This window comes from Thermosediminibacter oceani DSM 16646 (assembly GCF_000144645.1).
GTDB classification, from domain to species: domain Bacteria; phylum Bacillota; class Thermosediminibacteria; order Thermosediminibacterales; family Thermosediminibacteraceae; genus Thermosediminibacter; species Thermosediminibacter oceani.
On sequence record NC_014377.1, the window covers coordinates 1,098,131 to 1,114,460 of the forward strand.

At 42.6% G+C, this 16,330-nt stretch carries 17 protein-coding genes and 1 riboswitch; all 17 genes read left to right on the forward strand.

All coding sequences use genetic code 11. The features are described 5' to 3' along the window. Positions 1–5 precede the first annotated feature (5 nt). The 17 genes from TOCE_RS05595 to scpB all read left to right on the forward strand — a co-directional run bounded on the left by TOCE_RS05595 (position 6) and on the right by scpB (position 16,107). Positions 6–644 (forward strand): chemotaxis protein CheC, encoded by a 639-nt coding sequence (locus TOCE_RS05595; protein WP_013275924.1) that lies wholly within the window; start codon positions 6–8, stop codon positions 642–644. Continuing rightward, positions 610–1,095: a chemotaxis protein CheD gene (locus TOCE_RS05600; protein ID WP_013275925.1), complete on the forward strand. Its 486-nt coding sequence runs from the start codon at positions 610–612 to the stop codon at positions 1,093–1,095. Before TOCE_RS05595 ends, TOCE_RS05600 begins: the two co-directional genes overlap by 35 nt. Positions 1,096–1,110: 15 nt before the next feature. Further along, a complete protein-coding gene (locus TOCE_RS05605; RefSeq protein WP_013275926.1) occupies positions 1,111–1,848 on the forward strand; it encodes a FliA/WhiG family RNA polymerase sigma factor in 738 nt (245 codons plus the stop codon). Positions 1,849–1,864: 16 nt separating this feature from the next. After that, on the forward strand, positions 1,865–3,304 hold the full coding sequence (locus TOCE_RS05610) for a flagellar assembly protein A (RefSeq protein ID WP_013275927.1): 1,440 nt from the start codon (positions 1,865–1,867) through the stop codon (positions 3,302–3,304). Between the two features lie 10 nt (positions 3,305–3,314). Further along, complete coding sequence (locus TOCE_RS05615) at positions 3,315–3,584, forward strand: hypothetical protein (protein ID WP_013275928.1); 270 nt, start codon at positions 3,315–3,317, stop codon at positions 3,582–3,584. A 145-nt stretch (positions 3,585–3,729) separates the two neighbouring features. Continuing rightward, the gene (locus TOCE_RS05620) at positions 3,730–5,190 is read left to right on the forward strand and encodes an IS1182 family transposase (RefSeq protein WP_425358462.1); all 1,461 of its coding nucleotides are present in this window, start codon (positions 3,730–3,732) and stop codon (positions 5,188–5,190) included. Positions 5,191–5,343: 153 nt separating this feature from the next. After that, on the forward strand, positions 5,344–5,796 hold the full coding sequence (locus tag TOCE_RS05625) for an RrF2 family transcriptional regulator (RefSeq protein ID WP_013275929.1): 453 nt from the start codon (positions 5,344–5,346) through the stop codon (positions 5,794–5,796). Between the two features lie 26 nt (positions 5,797–5,822). Then, on the forward strand, positions 5,823–6,998 hold the full coding sequence (gene nifS / locus TOCE_RS05630) for a cysteine desulfurase NifS (protein WP_013275930.1): 1,176 nt from the start codon (positions 5,823–5,825) through the stop codon (positions 6,996–6,998). 6 nt (positions 6,999–7,004) lie between these two features. Next, positions 7,005–7,397: a Fe-S cluster assembly scaffold protein NifU gene (gene nifU / locus TOCE_RS05635; RefSeq protein WP_013275931.1), complete on the forward strand. Its 393-nt coding sequence runs from the start codon at positions 7,005–7,007 to the stop codon at positions 7,395–7,397. Continuing rightward, positions 7,384–8,472: a tRNA 2-thiouridine(34) synthase MnmA gene (mnmA, locus tag TOCE_RS05640; RefSeq protein WP_187286595.1), complete on the forward strand. Its 1,089-nt coding sequence runs from the start codon at positions 7,384–7,386 to the stop codon at positions 8,470–8,472. The genes nifU and mnmA overlap by 14 nt, the downstream gene beginning before the upstream one ends. A 506-nt stretch (positions 8,473–8,978) precedes the next feature. Next, the gene (locus TOCE_RS05645; protein ID WP_013275934.1) at positions 8,979–10,919 is read left to right on the forward strand and encodes an oxidoreductase; all 1,941 of its coding nucleotides are present in this window, start codon (positions 8,979–8,981) and stop codon (positions 10,917–10,919) included. A gap of 240 nt (positions 10,920–11,159) precedes the next feature. Next, positions 11,160–11,333, forward strand: a complete 174-nt coding sequence (locus tag TOCE_RS12100; protein WP_013275935.1) for a YtxH domain-containing protein — start codon at positions 11,160–11,162, stop codon at positions 11,331–11,333. Positions 11,334–11,339: 6 nt separating this feature from the next. Then, positions 11,340–12,389 carry an AI-2E family transporter gene (locus tag TOCE_RS05650; protein ID WP_013275936.1) on the forward strand — a complete coding sequence of 350 codons (1,050 nt, stop codon included), beginning with the start codon at positions 11,340–11,342 and terminating at the stop codon, positions 12,387–12,389. 80 nt (positions 12,390–12,469) lie between these two features. Beyond that, a riboswitch (Lysine riboswitch) is annotated at positions 12,470–12,659 on the forward strand. 131 nt (positions 12,660–12,790) lie between these two features. After that, the gene (gene lysA, locus TOCE_RS05660) at positions 12,791–14,119 is read left to right on the forward strand and encodes a diaminopimelate decarboxylase (protein ID WP_013275937.1); all 1,329 of its coding nucleotides are present in this window, start codon (positions 12,791–12,793) and stop codon (positions 14,117–14,119) included. A gap of 86 nt (positions 14,120–14,205) precedes the next feature. Next, positions 14,206–14,820, forward strand: a complete 615-nt coding sequence (locus TOCE_RS05665) for a site-2 protease family protein (protein ID WP_013275938.1) — start codon at positions 14,206–14,208, stop codon at positions 14,818–14,820. 22 nt (positions 14,821–14,842) lie between these two features. Further along, positions 14,843–15,589: a segregation and condensation protein A gene (locus tag TOCE_RS05670; protein ID WP_013275939.1), complete on the forward strand. Its 747-nt coding sequence runs from the start codon at positions 14,843–14,845 to the stop codon at positions 15,587–15,589. Then, entirely contained in the window at positions 15,589–16,107 is a 519-nt protein-coding gene (gene scpB, locus TOCE_RS05675; protein WP_013275940.1) for an SMC-Scp complex subunit ScpB, read from the forward strand. The genes TOCE_RS05670 and scpB overlap by 1 nt, the downstream gene beginning before the upstream one ends. Positions 16,108–16,330: the final 223 nt, after the last annotated feature.

A 16,330-nucleotide genomic window follows, 5' to 3' on the forward strand; every position in this document is an offset into this window, starting at 1 on the left:
TAAGTATGTTTTCTACTTTTGAGCTGGATGCCCTGAAGGAAGTCGGAAACATAGGGGCTGGAAACGCTGCGACAGCTCTGTCGATGCTGTTATCTCAAAAGGTACAGATGAAAATACCGGAAATAAAGGTGTTACCCTTTGACGAAGTATCAAAATCAGTAGGTGGGCCTGAGAATCTGGTTACTGGGATTTTTTTAAGAGTGGAAGGAGACCTAGGCTTTAATATTTTATTCATTATGCAGGCCGGTGATACAACAAATTTACTAAAAATTATACTCCACGAATCGAAAGAAACGCTGGAACTGACGGCTATGGAAGAATCAGCCTTGAAAGAAATTGGGAACATAATTGCCAGTGCTTTTATAGCAGCTCTCTCCGATTTTACAAAGCTGGCTTTAAGGATTTCTGTACCCAGTCTCGCCATAGATATGGCCGGTGCCATACTGAGTTTTCCCTTAAGCCTTTACGGCTGCATGGGAGACACAGCTTTTTTAATGGAAACCGAATTCGAAGAAGGGCTGGATGGAGTAAAAATTCATTTTTACCTTATACCCGATGATGACAAATCTTTCAGTACACTTTTAAAGACAATTGGAGTGAGATCTTCCGATGGAAATAATTCGCGTGGGGATGGGGGAATATAAGACGGCCAAAGCACCTGCATTGCTCGTATCTTTAGGGTTGGGATCCTGTGTGGGAGTGGTGTTGTACGACAGTACCAGGAAAATAGGCGGTTTGGCTCATGTAATGCTTCCCGACAGCAGTCTGAGCAGCAAGAAAGATTTTAATCCGGGGAAATTTGCGGATACAGCCATTGATCTGCTTGTCGCAGAACTTGAAAAGGCAGGAGCAAATTCTAAAAAACTCATAGCCAAGATAGCGGGTGGGGCCCAAATGTTCCAAATAAAATCGGACAACAATATCATGAAGATAGGAAAGCGCAACGTAGAAGCAGTTAAGAAGAAACTAGCAAAGATTAAGATAGACATAGTTGCAGAAGACGTCGAAGGAAATTACGGCAGGACCATAGAGTTTTGTTGTGATACGGGCAAGCTGACGGTGAAGACCATAGGCCATGGAATAAAAATACTGTAGATTTGAGGTGGTCAGGTGCAGGAGGCAGTCAGGGCTGAAAATCTCTGGATTGAGTATAAAAATACAGGAGACTCAAATTTGAAGGAAAGACTTATAGAAGAATACATACCTCTTGTAAAGCATATAGCAGCTCGTCTGGCCATAAATTTACCGCCCTGTGTAGATTACGATGACCTGGTGAGTGCCGGTATCATCGGGCTTCTACAAGCCATTGAACGCTATGACGTCGGAAAAGGAGTGAGATTTGAGACCTTTGCTTATACCAGGATCAGAGGGGCGATGCTTGATGAGTTACGCAGGTTAAATTGGATACCTCAAAAAACTATGGAGAAAGCTAAGCTTTTACAAGATGCCTATTCTCAAATGGAACAGGAATTGAATGGAAATGTAAAAGATGAGGATATCGCAAGAAAGTTGAACATTACCATAGCTGAACTTCACCAGACTTATAAAGAATTAGCTGCGACAAATTTAGTTTCTCTTGAGGAAATATTTTCGGTTGCGGTCGAAGATAATGGTGAGCCTGTATCTCATGTCGAAAAAGAAGAGATAAAAAGAATACTAGGGGAAGCAATCGATAGACTTCCACCCAAGGAAAAACTGGTAATCGCCCTTTACTATTACGAGGGTCTGAATTTAAAAGAAATATCCGTTGTCCTTAATCTGTCACCGGCCCGGATCTCACAACTCCATACCAAAGCCATTTTGAGGTTAAGGGGTAGTCTGAGTAGGAAAAGAGCTTATTTCCGGTAATAGGGGGTTAGAGCCAGTGGAAAAATCCCATGCGAGTGTCGGCGGATCCGTTGGTTATACCAAAGAGGATAACATTAACTCCCAGATAAACATCGAGATATCAAAGGACGAGATGAGTGCAGTAATCTCTTTGTCGCCGCCAAAAGGCGGGGAAATGCTAGGTCTGGAGGATATCATATCTGAATTGAACAAAAAGGGTATTAAATATGGAATAGACGTAGAAAAAATAAAGGAGATGCTGGATAAGGGTATATTTGGCAGCCGGATCCAGGTTGCAAAAGGATTGGAACCAAAAGCGGGAAGAGATGGAGAAATTAAGTATTATTTTGAAGTGCATAAAAATTTAAAGCCTAAAATTGCCGAAGACGGCAGGGTTGATTTTCGAGATCTCGGTTTTATCACGAATGTAGCAAAAGGGCAGTTGCTAGCAGAAATAATCCCCCCTGAAAAAGGTGTACCGGGCAAGACAGTAACGGGAAAAACGCTGCCTGCAAAAGACGGGAAAGAGGTCAAATTCCGAACAGGAAAGAATGTAATTTTGTCCGAAGATAAAAGTAAGATTTTTTCCGGAATTGATGGGCATCCTGTAATATTTGACGGACAGATAAGCGTCTTACCTGTAATGGAGATAAGAGGAGATGTAGGGCCTGCTACCGGAAATATAGATTTCGTAGGTGGCGTAAAGATTTATGGAAATATAAAGAGTGGATACAAAGTAAAAGCCAAAGGTGACGTAGAGGTGGAAGGCTACGTCGAATCCGCTGAAATAATATCGGGTGGGACAGTTTTATTAAAAAGAGGAATACAGGGCATGGGTAAAGGCTTTGTTAAAGCCGCACAGGATGTTGTGGCAAAGTATATAGAAAACAGCACAGTCGAGGCCGGGCAAAATATTATCGTCTACGAGGCGATAATGCACAGCTATATTTCAGCAGGGAACAGGATAGAAGTAACCGGTAAAAAAGGCCAGCTGGTCGGCGGCAGTGCAAAAGCCGGGGAAGAAATTATTGCAAAAATCATAGGCTCCCCAATGGCTACATATACTGAAGTTGAAGTAGGTATAAACCCGAGTCACAAAAAAAAGCTTCAGGAAATTAATGAAAACCTAGAATATATAAAAAGCAGCCTTGAAAAAATAAAGAAAGCGGTTGAAGTGTTAGAAAAGCTGAGAAATAAAGAATCGTTAACACCAGATAAAATTCAAATGTTGAAAAAGCTGAAAGACTCAGAAGCAATGCTCCGGCATCAGCAGGAGGATCTCATTAAAGAGAAAGAAAAACTCCAGTATATTATTAAAAGTTCGGTGAAAGCTAAAGTTTCGGCTTATAACGCCATTTATCCCGGTGTGAATATTGTTATCGGCAACGCGAGTATGAAATTGAAAGATAAGGTTGAACACGCTACTTTTTACAATCATGAAGGTCAGATAAAATTCGGAACGTACGAAGGCAGGTGAGTTTTTAGCCATGCGTCCGGTTGACTTGCAGGTAGTTATTCCAAAAGTGACAGAGGTGTCTAAGAACCAGCAAGTCCTGAAAGACGCTGGTGAAGCAGGACAAAGCATAATGGCCTCACAATTTCAGGAACAGCTTCGGGTTATGAAGCAAAAAGTAAATTTACCTCCGAAAGCGGAACGGCTTCAGGTCACCCCCGACAGAAGAGAGAATCGTGAAAGGGAAAAAGATAAAAATAGGGAAAAATCTCGGAATGGCCGGCATGTAGACCTGAAAATTTAGTATGTAAACTGAAGCTTTGAGAAATCAAAGCTTCAGACTGTCGACAAAGTAACTGTCGACAGTCTTTTTTTGCAAAAGCTAGTACAAAAATCATCAGCTTTTTAGTAAAATTAAAGAAGATACAAAAATATTGTGGGGCGATGAAATGTTAACGAAGAAAAATCGAGAAATAATAGAGCAGGTAGAATTAGTAAGCATCGATAGCTTAGTACCTCAAGACCATCTCCTTAGGGCAGTAGAAGAAAGCATCGACTTTAATTTCATTTATGATGAAGTAAAAGACCTATATAGCGAAAATACAGGAAGACCTAGTATTGACCCGGTAGTGTTAATTAAGCTACTCATGCTCCAAGCATTGTATGGAATCCGCTCCATGCGCCAAACCATCAGAGAAGTAGAAGTCAATGTAGCTTACCGTTGGTTTTTAGGCTATGGATTACAAGAAAAAATACCTCACTTTTCAACTTTTGGAAAAAACTATGAACGGCGGTTTAAGGAAAGTGATCTATTTGAAAAGATATTCGAGCGGGTGTTGATGGAAGCAATAGAATGCGGGTTTGTTAAAACAGATGCAGTATTTATCGATGCTACTCACATAAAAGCCAGTGCCAATAAGAATAAATATATCGAGAAAGTCGCTAAGCAACGGACTCAAAAATATAAGGAAGAACTTTTAAAAGAAATCAACGCCGAACGGGAAGCAAACGGTAAAAAGCCCTTTGAAGAAGAAGATGATGATGACGATAACAACAAAGGAGAAAATAGCTCTAAAAAAGTCAGGGTAAGCACCACAGATCCTGAAAGTGGGATGTTTCAAAAAGGGGAAAAAGAGCGCTGCTTTGCCTACACAGCTTCTGTAGCCTGTGACCGGAACAACTTTGTCCTTGGTGTCAAAATAGCACCTGGAAATGTTCATGACAGCCAGGTATTCTCCGATTTATTTCAAGAAGTAAACGATAAATTTTCTAAAATAGAGGCGGTAGTGGTTGATGCAGGCTACAAAACCCCCGGGATATGCAGAGAAATCATTGAGGCAGGAGCGCTTCCCGTTATGCCCTACAAGAGGCCGATGACCAAAGATGGTTACTTTAAAAAACGCGAATACGTCTATGACGAATATTATGATTGTTACATATGCCCCAACAACCAAATATTAGAATACAGCACCACCAACCGGGCGGGATACCGGGAATATAGGAGCAACCCCCAAATATGCTGTAAATGTCCCATGCGCCTACAGTGCACCAAAAGTAAAAATTACACAAAAATCATAACTCGGCATATATGGGAGCATTACATAGAAATAGCGGAAGATATAAGACACACCCAATGGGGTAAAGAACTATACAAAATGCGCGGCCAGACCATCGAGCGGGTATTTGCCGATGCGAAGGAAAAGCATGGCATGCGCTATACAAATCTACGAGGCTTGAGGAAAGTTGGACATTACCTCACGCTTCTTTTCGCATGCATGAATTTAAAAAAGCTGGCTTTATGGAAGAAAAGACGGGGAACGTTTCCGCCAACAGTCCCCGCTTTACATTCGTTTTTCTTAAAAATTTTCTTCGCCTTCAACAAAAAGCCGCTTTTAGGTTATGCATCCTAAAAGCGGCTTTGTCTACAAGCTGAAGCTTTGAGAAATCAAAGCTTTTGTTTTTTTAAACGGCCATTTTTTCTTTACTTGACTTTTACCTGTGTTTGGAGTATATTATTTACAGAAAACCAACTAAAACGATAGGAATTAAGGAGCGAATCTAAATTGAAACTATCTACAAAAGGTCGGTATGGACTTAAAGCCATGTTTGACCTGGCTATCAATTACGGTGAAGGTCCCATCCCCCTAAAAAGCATAGCTGATCGGCAGAATATATCCGAGCATTATCTGGAACAGCTCATAATGATTTTAAGGAAGGCCGGGCTCGTAAAAAGCGTCCGGGGTGCTCAGGGTGGGTATATGCTGGCCAAAAAGCCGGCGGAAATTACCGTAGGCGACGTACTTAGGGTTCTTGAAGGACCTATCGGACTTGTGGACTGCGTACTGGAACAGGACCCGCTGGAATGTGATAAAGCCGAAAACTGTATAATGCGCATTGTATGGGAGAAAATAAGAGACAGTATGATTGCTGCTATGGATTCAATAACGCTCCAGGATATGTGTAACGAAGCCGAGAAGCGCAAAGCAGAGTCGCAAAATTACATGTATTATATTTAAAATAATTAAATTAAGGAGATGGGTTTATGAGAAGGATATATATGGATCATGCCGGTACTACCCCTATGAGAAAAGAAGTGCTCGAAGCCATGCTCCCGTATTTTACCGAGAAATTCGGTAATGCATCGACTGTATACTCATATGGTAGGGAGGCAAAGGCGGCTATTGAGGAAGCTAGAGAGAAGGTAGCACATCTTGTAGGAGCCGATCCAAGGGAGATATTCTTTACCAGCGGCGGTACCGAATCGGACAACTGGGCTCTCAGGGGTATTGCCCATGCAAATAAAGATAGGGGTAACCACATCATAACAACATCAATAGAACACCATGCTGTACTCCATACCTGTGAAGACCTCGAAAAAGAGGGTTTTAAACTTACCTACCTCCCGGTTGACAAATACGGTTTGGTAAAGGTCGAAGATGTGATAAACGCCATAACCGATGAGACCATACTTGTTTCGATCATGCACGCCAACAATGAGATCGGAACGATAGAACCCATATCGGAAATAGGCCAAGCTTTGAAAAAGCTGGACAAGAAGGTTTATTTCCATACCGATGCGGTGCAAACCGTAGGCAAAATCCCTGTAAAAGTTGACGAATTGGGTGTGGACCTTTTAAGCATCTCAGCTCATAAAATATACGGCCCCAAAGGCGTAGGAGCTTTATATATCCGTAAAGGCACAAAAATCAAGCCGTTCATGACGGGAGGAGCCCAGGAGAACAAGCGAAGGGCCGGTACGGAAAACGTTCCCGGTATAGTAGGCCTGGGCAAAGCTGCGGAGCTAGCCGAGCAGGAACTCGAGGCCCAATACAAAAAGCTATCGCACTTGAGAGACAAGTTGATTAATGGCATTATGGAGAAAATTCCCCATGTGATATTGAACGGACACCCGACCCAGCGCCTGCCTCATAACGTGAATCTATGCTTTGAGTATATAGAAGGCGAATCGCTCCTGCTCAATCTGGATATGAAGGGCATCTGTGCTTCCAGCGGTTCCGCCTGCACATCGGGTTCCCTTGAACCGTCGCACGTTCTTCTGGCTATAGGATTGCCGCATGAAATAGCTCACGGTTCTTTGAGACTCACTCTAGGAAGGGATAATACCGAGGAAGATGTGGACTACGTGCTCGAAGTTCTCCCGGGCATAGTAGAAAAGCTGCGTCAGATGTCGCCATTATTTCCCAAGGAAGGGAGGTAGCGAAAGATGTATAATGAAAAAGTAATGGACCATTTTACAAACCCCAGAAACGTGGGAGAAATACCCGATGCGGATGGAATCGGAGAAGTAGGGAATCCCGTCTGCGGGGACATGATGAAAATATATATAAAAGTTAAAGATGATGTAATTGAAGACATAAAGTTCAAGACCTTCGGCTGCGGGGCTGCTATAGCCACCAGCAGCATGGTTACTGAAATGGTTAAGGGCAAGACTATCGAAGAGGCTTTAAAGGTTTCAAACAAGGCGGTGGCGGACGCTCTGGGGGGATTGCCGCCCGTCAAGATGCACTGTTCAAATTTAGCCGCCGACGCCCTGCATGCAGCCATAGAGGATTACAAAAAGAAAAAGGAGAGCAAAAATGTCGTTGAACAAAAATAGAGTAGTTGTTGCAATGAGCGGTGGAGTGGATAGCTCCACCTGCGCTTATTTATTAAAAAAACAGGGTTACGAAGTCATAGGTATAACGATGCAGATCTGGCAGGACCCTTCCGAAGATTATACCTACCGGGAAGGGGGCTGCTGTTCCATAGGTGCCGTGTATGATGCACGTAAAGTGGCCGAAAAGCTCGGGATTCCGTATTACGTTTTGAATTTCAAAGAAGAATTTAATCAGAAAGTGATAGAGTATTTTATTGAGGAATACCTGAGGGGCAGAACTCCGAACCCGTGTATAGCATGCAACAGGTACATCAAATTCGAGGCTCTTTTGCAGAAGGCAATGGAAGTCGATGCCTATTACCTAGCTACCGGTCACTACGCAAGGATAGAATACGATAGCGCATCAGGCAGGTACCTTTTGAAAAAGGCCGTAGATAAAAGTAAAGATCAATCTTATGCCCTTTACAATTTAACACAGGGTCAGCTCGAACACCTGATCATGCCCTTGGGATATTTTACAAAAAGCCAGATTCGAGATATTGCAAAGGAAGCCGGCCTACCCGTCGCTGAAAAGCCCGATAGTCAAGAAATCTGCTTTGTGAACGACGACTACAAAGAGTTTTTAAAAGAAAAAGCCTCCGGAAGGATAAAACCCGGTCCGATTGTGGATAAAAACGGGAGAATACTGGGACAACACAAAGGGATCGCCTTTTACACAATTGGTCAGAGGCGCGGCCTCGGAATTTCGGCCGGAAAGCCGCTTTACGTGATAGATATTGACCGTAAAAGAAATGCCGTGGTAGTCGGCGAAGAAAAGGACCTTTTGACAAAGGAATTTACCGCCGACCACGTAAACTGGATAGCTTTTGATGTGCTGGACGATAAAAAGCGGGTTTTCGCCAAAATACGCTACAATTTCGACGAAAAGCCCGCCCAAATTATGCCTTTGAATTCCGGTATGGTAAAGGTGGTTTTTGACGAGCCTCAAAAGTCTGTAACTCCAGGACAGTCGGTTGTGTTTTACGACGGCGATGTGGTTTTGGGCGGCGGGATTATAAGTGAGAGAATCCAGTAATACACCCTAAAAAGGTGTATTTTTTTGTTTTTTTGGAGAAAATATGGATAGAGTTTGTTTAAGAAGGTGAAGAACTTGAACTGTCCTTTGTGCGGAGGAAACTCTACCGGCAAAGTGGGTACCAATCAGTATTATTGCTGGGACTGTTTTGTGGAATTTTCAATTAACAAAAATAAAGTAATGGTTTTCGAATTAAGTGATGACGGCAGTCTCGTACCTTACGGAAAAAAAGAGAAAATGAACTAATCGAATTTGGCCGTATCAATGGTCTATATATATCATCATATTATATATCATGATAGAGGGAGAGAGGCTTTTAGGCCTCTATTTTTTGTTTGTGATTGCAAATACTTTTCACTAAATAGCAATAAAGTAAAAACCGGTGATTGAGTATAATAATAATATCCTAAAAAGATATATTCGAACTTGACGCAACAAAACGATAGAGCTATTATATTTAAAAAGCTTATTTGTGAAAAGAATAACATTCTCAAGGGGGTTTTCAAATGAATTTAAAATTCAATGAGCTTTTAAAACCAATTCAAATTGGGTCAATGCAACTTAGAAACAGGATTGTCATGCCTGCCATGGTTACAAATTACGCTGCTGCTGATGGTGCAGTTACTGACCGCTTTAAATCTTATCACCAGGTGAGAGCAAAAGGTGGAGTTGGCTTAATTATTATTGAAGCTACGTATGTACATCCAAGCGGTAAAGGCTTTAAGAACCAAGTTGGTATTTACAAAGATGAATTAGTGGCTGGCCTTAGAGAATTAACTGAAGCAGTGCATGAGTATGGCGCCCGAATCGCTGTGCAACTTTATCATGCCGGAAGGCAGACAACTTCGAAAGTTACTGGAATGAGTGTAGTTGCCCCTTCACCTATTCCATGCCCGGTCAAGCATGAAACGCCTAAGGAATTATCTATAGATGAAATAAAAGAGCTGGTAGAAGCCTTCGGTCAAGCCGCGAGGCGCGCTAAAGAAGCGGGGTTCGATGCCATAGAGATTCACGGCGCTCATGGTTACCTAATTAATCAATTTTTATCGCCGTATAGCAATAAACGAACTGACGAATACGGTGGGACTTTTGAGAACAGGATGAGGTTTCCGTTAGAAGTTGTTAAGAGAGTGAGGGAAGAAGTCGGAGCAGATTTTCCAATTATATACCGCATTAGTGCTGAAGAATACGTCACCGGAGGACTTACAATTGAAGACACTAAAGTATTTGCCCGGAAATTGGTAGAAGCAGGAATTAATGCTTTGCACGTTTCGGGTGGAGTTTATGAATCCTCGGCAATGATTATTCAACCCGCCGCTATTTCCCAAGGCTGTTTTGTAGAAAATGCGGCAGCTATAAAGAAAGCAATAAATGGGAAGGTACCTGTAATTGCTGTCGGTAGGATCAAAGATCCGGTTATGGCTGAACAAGTTATTCAGGAAGGCAAGGCTGATTTAGTGTCTATGGGGAGGGCGTTATTAGCAGATCCAGAACTGCCTAAAAAAGTATCTGAAGGCAGGATTCAAGAAATAAGAAAATGCATTGGCTGCAATCAGGGCTGTGTTGATCGCTTGTTCCAAGACCTTGATATTTCCTGCATTTCAAATGCGTTAACCGGGCATGAAACCGAATTTGATGTGGGAAGTCCAGCGAATAAAATGAAAAAGGTGTTAGTAATCGGTGGTGGACCTGGTGGATTGGAAGCAGCCAGAGTGGCAGCTTTACGAGGGCATGAAGTGATTCTTTATGAAAGAGAAGACGAATTGGGTGGGCAGATGCAAATTGCTGCCGTACCACCTCACAAAGAAGAGATAAATGATTTGGCTGATTTTCTTATCAATCAGGTAGAAAAATCTGGCGCTATAATTGTAAAGGGCAAGGAAGCAGATTTGAAGACAATTCAAGAGATTAAACCTGATGTGGTAATCGTAGCCACAGGAGCTGAACCGGTAATTCCTGAAATTCCTGGCATTGTTCAAGAAAATGTCATCACAGCGCATGATGTTCTTAGAGATTCGGCTAATGTGGGTAAGAAAGTAGTTGTTATTGGCGGTGGAATGGTAGGTTGTGAAACCGCAGAATTTTTAGCTGATCGTGGAAAAGAGGTTACGGTTGTGGATATATTGGACGAGGTAGCGGCAGATGTTGGGGCCCCGACAAGAGGTTTGTTACTAAATCGAATGGCTGAAAAGAAAATTAAAATATTGACAAAGAGTAAAGTCAAAGAGATATCAGGGGACAGAGTCATTATAGAAGGTGAAAATGGCATAACAGAAATATCGGGTATAGATACAGTCGTAATTGCGGTGGGATCGAAGCCTAAGGATGATTTATTAAAGCTAATCGAAGCTGAGGGTATACCTTTGTACTCCATTGGCGACTGTGTCAAGCCGAGAAGGTTCATGGATGCCATTCACGAAGGTTTTCGCAAAGCTTATAGCTTGTAATCCGAAAGCTTTATCGAAAAAGTGGCTGCTTAAAAATGTGGAAGCAGCCACTTTATTTTTTGAATCACCTGAGCTTCCATGGCGAACAAAAAAGGTGGATTAATAAATATAAAGCTATAAATAAGGAAATAATAAGGCTAAAGGAAGAGTTTTAAGAATTTGTTAGATACGTTATCGAGATTGATGTAGTGTGTTGTTTATTTTTCTTATTCGAGATGTGATAAACGGAGGTAATTCATCATGAGGTCCGGATTTATGGGTGGGCTTTTTGCAGGCATTTTAGCCGGTACTTTGATGACGATACTATTCGGCCCTTCATCGGCGGTGCGAGCAGGTAAAAAGCTTTCTAAAATTTCCAGGTGCTTAAAAAAGAAGACCGAGGGAATGCTCAAAAAGGTAAAAGATAGAGAGTGATGGGAAATGCGCGTTAAATTCTTTCATGACCGGATATTTATATACCGGCTTTTTTTATTTACCGTTCTAATTTTGCTGGCGATTCTCATTTACAGGGTGAGGAACAAACTTTCTAATGTATTGCTTCCCTTTGGAGTCGGTATATTGATCGCCTATACCCTTAACCCGGTGGTCTTATTCTTAACGGCAAAGGGCTTTAAGAGAAACGTAGCCGTGGCACTAATATACTTCATACTCTTATGTTCCCTGGCGGTGGCCATGATTTACCTAGTACCGGTAATTATAACAGAGCTGAACCTACTGATTGATGCGGTCCCCTTTTATGCCAGGGAAGTTCAGTATTTTGTATATGAGTTCAGGAAAAACTATATGAGCAGCTTACCTGCGGGAATCCAGGAAGTTATAGACAGGAATATTGATCAAATGGAGAGCATACTGCTGGATCTTTTACAAAACCTGGTGAGCATACTGCTGGGCTGGTTTTCAGGGCTGTTCAGCTTCATCCTGGGACCGATACTTGGTTTTTATATACTGAAAGACCTCGATAGGTTGAAAAACAGCATGACCAGGTACATTCCTGCCGAACATCGTGATCGTGTTTTTCATTGGGTGCGAAAAGTAGATTCCACGCTGGGACGTTACGTAAGAGGACAGTTAACCGTAAGCCTGATTGTAGGGATATTGACGAGCTTGGCTCTCTACAGCCTGGGGATAGATTTTGCTCTACTGATAGGCATTCTTGCGGGGATAACGAACATAATTCCATACTTTGGGCCCGTAATAGGAGCTGTACCGGCGGTTGCCATAGCTTTACTGAAAGAACCCGGTAAAGTGCCGTGGGTGGTTTTAGCCTTTGCTTTAATACAGCAGGTGGAAAGCGGTATAATATCTCCCCACATTGTGGGTGAAAACCTGGGGTTGCATCCGATTACGGTTATCCTTTCTTTGTTGATAGGAGGAACTTTTTTCGGAGTCTGGGGGCTAATCCTCGCAGTACCGGCAACGGCACTGCTTAAAGCCATAATGATAAGCATCCTAGAGAAACTCGAGACCTGATGAAATATTTTTTCTATTGACAATGGACTAAAGCGTGTGTTATAGTTAACCAAAAAATACGAATACCTCATCTCGGAATGAGTTGAGGTAGAGGCGCGACAGACCAAGAGTACCCTTGTAGAGGCGCGAGAGGCCGAAGATGCATGGGGAAAGGGGTCGTCGCCGAAGTGCAATCCGATTCTCGTAGGATTGTGCTGGGCCTATATCGAACAGGTATAGGACTGTCACCAAAAAACTTCCCCGGTTTTTTGGTGAAGCGCTACTTCATTCTTGGGGAGAGAGGAGGTATTTGCCTAGAGGAGAGCGAGACAGCCGGCAAATATCTGCGGTTGTCTTTTTATTTTACAATACGGTGAATATCTACGGTTTTATTTTTTCATTTATGAAAGGAGCAAAATAAGATGCTGGTCGGCAACATCAGCATTAACAGCAAGGGGCATCTGGAAATATGCGGATGCGACGCTGTAGACCTTGCAAGGGAATTCGGGACGCCCCTTTACGTTATGGATGAGTCCCACATAAGGCAAAATTGCAGGCTTTATAGAGAAACACTCAATTCCCTACACCCAGACAGCGGTGTGATCTATGCGGGAAAGGCCTTTTTGACCATGAACATGTGCAGGATAGTGGAACAGGAAGGACTATATCTCGATGTGGTTTCTGGTGGAGAACTATATGTGGCGATTAAAGCCGGGTTTCCCGCAGAGAAGATATACTTTCACGGTAACAACAAGTCCTACGAGGAATTGAAAATGGCTATCGATTATAATGTAGGGCATATAGTCGTTGACAATTTTCATGAGATGGAAATGCTAAACGATCTTACAAAAAAGCTGCGTCACAGGGTGAATATATTGTTACGCATATCCCCGGGGATAGAGGCCCATACCCACGACTATATAAAGACCGGACAGCTGGACTCCAAATTTGGTTTCGGCCTTGAAAACGGTCAGGCGATGATGGCAGTAGACAGAGCCCTCGGGATTAAGGGCGTAAGGCTGGTAGGATTCCACTGCCACATAGGATCACAAATATTTGAAACAGAGCCCTTTGAATTGGCGGCGGAACTCATGATGAAATTTGTGAAATCGGTTAAATCACGGTTCGGGCATGGAATAAGGCAGCTCGATTTTGGAGGCGGGTTTGGAGTAAAATATACCGAGGAAGATAAACCACTCCATCCGCGAGAATACCTGATGACATTGGTGGAATCGGTGAAGCGATGGGCCCGGGAACTGAACGTGGCCGTTCCCAGGATACTGGTAGAGCCGGGAAGGGCTATTGTGGGGCCTGCTGGGATTACTCTCTATACTATTGGAGCCATAAAGGATATTCCAGGTGTGAGGAAATACGTCAGTGTGGATGGAGGAATAAGCGACAATATAAGGCCGGCCCTCTACGGTGCAAGATACTCAGCGGTTCTGGCCAATAAGGCCGGCATGCCTGTAGAAGAGACTGTTTCGATAGCAGGCAAGTGCTGCGAATCCGGTGATATGCTCATTTGGGACATAAAATTACCGAGGGTGAGCACTGGGGATATTCTAGCAGTTTTCTGCACGGGTGCATATCACTACTCAATGGCTAGCAATTACAATATGATACCGCGACCAGCGGTGGTTTTCGTAAGGGACGGCATTGCCCGGCTGGTAGTGAAGAGGGAAACGTACAAGGACCTGCTCAGAAACGAGATATTCGAACCAGGAAAAAAAGCGATCTCTTCGGTCATGTAGTTTTAGGTGCGCGAGAGCGCACTTTTTTCATTTAAACAAAAATGGTATAATGCTGTTGGGAAATATTATGCGAAAGGATGTTTAAAATGCCGTATTTTTCAGGTCCGGAAATGCTGATCAGAATTCCAGCCCTCTTAATCGCTATTACTTTTCACGAATATGCTCACGCGAGGGTCTCTTACGCCCTAGGAGATCCTACTCCGAAATGGACCGGCAGATTGACTCTAAACCCGCTATCCCACCTGGACCCGATCGGACTACTCATGTTGTGGATATTTAAATTCGGATGGGCAAAACCTGTAATGGTGGACCCCGGGTATTACAGGAACCGCAAAACCGGTATGATACTTACATCAATGGCAGGGCCTCTCACGAACTTACTGCTCGCCTTAATAACATTGGCACTGCTTAAATTGGATATTTTTTCGGGACTTTCGGCGAGCTTTATTGAGATGCTTTTCTTTTATAATTTAATCCTAGCCGTTTTTAACCTGATACCTTTACCCCCTCTTGATGGGTCCAAGATACTGTCCGGTTTTTTGCCCGGAAGTTTGAGCGATACATTTGCCCAGCTGGAGACTTACGGGCCATTAATCCTTATATTCCTCGTTTACTTCAACATCATAGATATTATACTTGACCCCCTCATATTGGTAGTTTTAAACATTTTGGACTCTATAACCAGTTTGTTGATCTTTTAAGTGGCAAAAAAGGGTGAATTGCGTGGCGTTAAACGTAAAACTCGAAGCCTTTGAAGGTCCGTTGGACCTTCTTCTCCATCTTATAGAAAAGAACCAGATTAACATTTACGATATACCCATATCGGAACTGACGGATCAGTATCTGAGCTATCTGGAAGGACTTGAAAAACTAGATATAAACCTGGCCAGCGAATTTTTGCTAATGGCCGCCACTTTACTTAGTATCAAATCCAGAATGTTGCTTCCGACTATGAAGATCGATGATGTTCAGCTGGAGATAAGCGCCGTAACGGACGAAGAGGATCCGAGGACTGAGCTGGTGGACAGGCTGATGGAATATAAAAAATATAAAGAAATAGCAATGATTCTGAAAGAAAAAGAGGAGAATGAGAGCAGGATTTTCAAGCGCAAACCGGAGGATTTATCCTTTTTATGGGAAGATGATTTTGTCCTCTCGAAGATAACCTTTGACGATCTAATATCCGCCTTTTCACGAATTATAAAGAATCAGAAGCTTACCGAAAATCTAAATCCCCGGAAGATATTAAAGGAACCTTTGCCCCTGAATGTAAAAATAGAACAGGTTTATGGAATAATTTCCAGGAGAAAAAAGGTATCTTTTAAGGAATTGTTCAGGGAAAATGCTTCTAAACTAGAACTAATAGTTACCTTTCTTGCAGTACTTGAGCTGATAAAATTAAACAAAATAAAAGCGTATCAGAACGAGGTATTCGGCGAGATAACGGTCGTTTTAAAGGAGGAAGCCTGATGGACAGAGAACGGGCTATGGGGATTTTGGAGGGTATATTGTTTTCCGCCGGCGACCCGGTGGCGGTAGAAGATCTGGTAAAGGCACTGGAAGCCCCAAAAGAGGAAGTTATGCGCCTGATAAATGACATGAAACAGGAATATAATTCAAAAAAAAGAGGAATCATGATATCTGAGGTGGGTGAAAAGGTTAGATTAACTACCAAGCCCGACATTTATCCTTATATTGAAACGATATTTAAACCCAGGGTAAAAAGCCAGCTTTCCAGGGCTGCTCTGGAAACCCTGGCGATAATAATGTTCAAGCAGCCGATAACGAAAACCGAAATTGAAGCGATAAGAGGCGTTAATGTGGAAAAAACCCTAAACAGCTTATTAGAAAAGAATCTTATATGCGAAATGGGACGCCTGGAGGCGCCGGGACGGCCCATTTTATACGGCACCACTCAGTATTGCCTGGAATACTTCGGCTTGAACTCTATTGAGGAATTGACCAAACTCGAATTAAGCGTAAAATAAGGGGATTAAAGTGCTGGTTTTATTAGTAATCGGCTTAACCGTTTTGCTTATTGTGTTTATTCCCGTATCCTACAATATAATTTTCAGCTGGAAAGATTCACAAAAAAGAATATATATAAAAATATCGATTTTAGGACTTATAGTAATACAGAGGAATTCGTTAATCTCTTCAGGTACCAGAAGGGGAGCCGCAAAATCGACGTCAAATAATCATTCTATGACG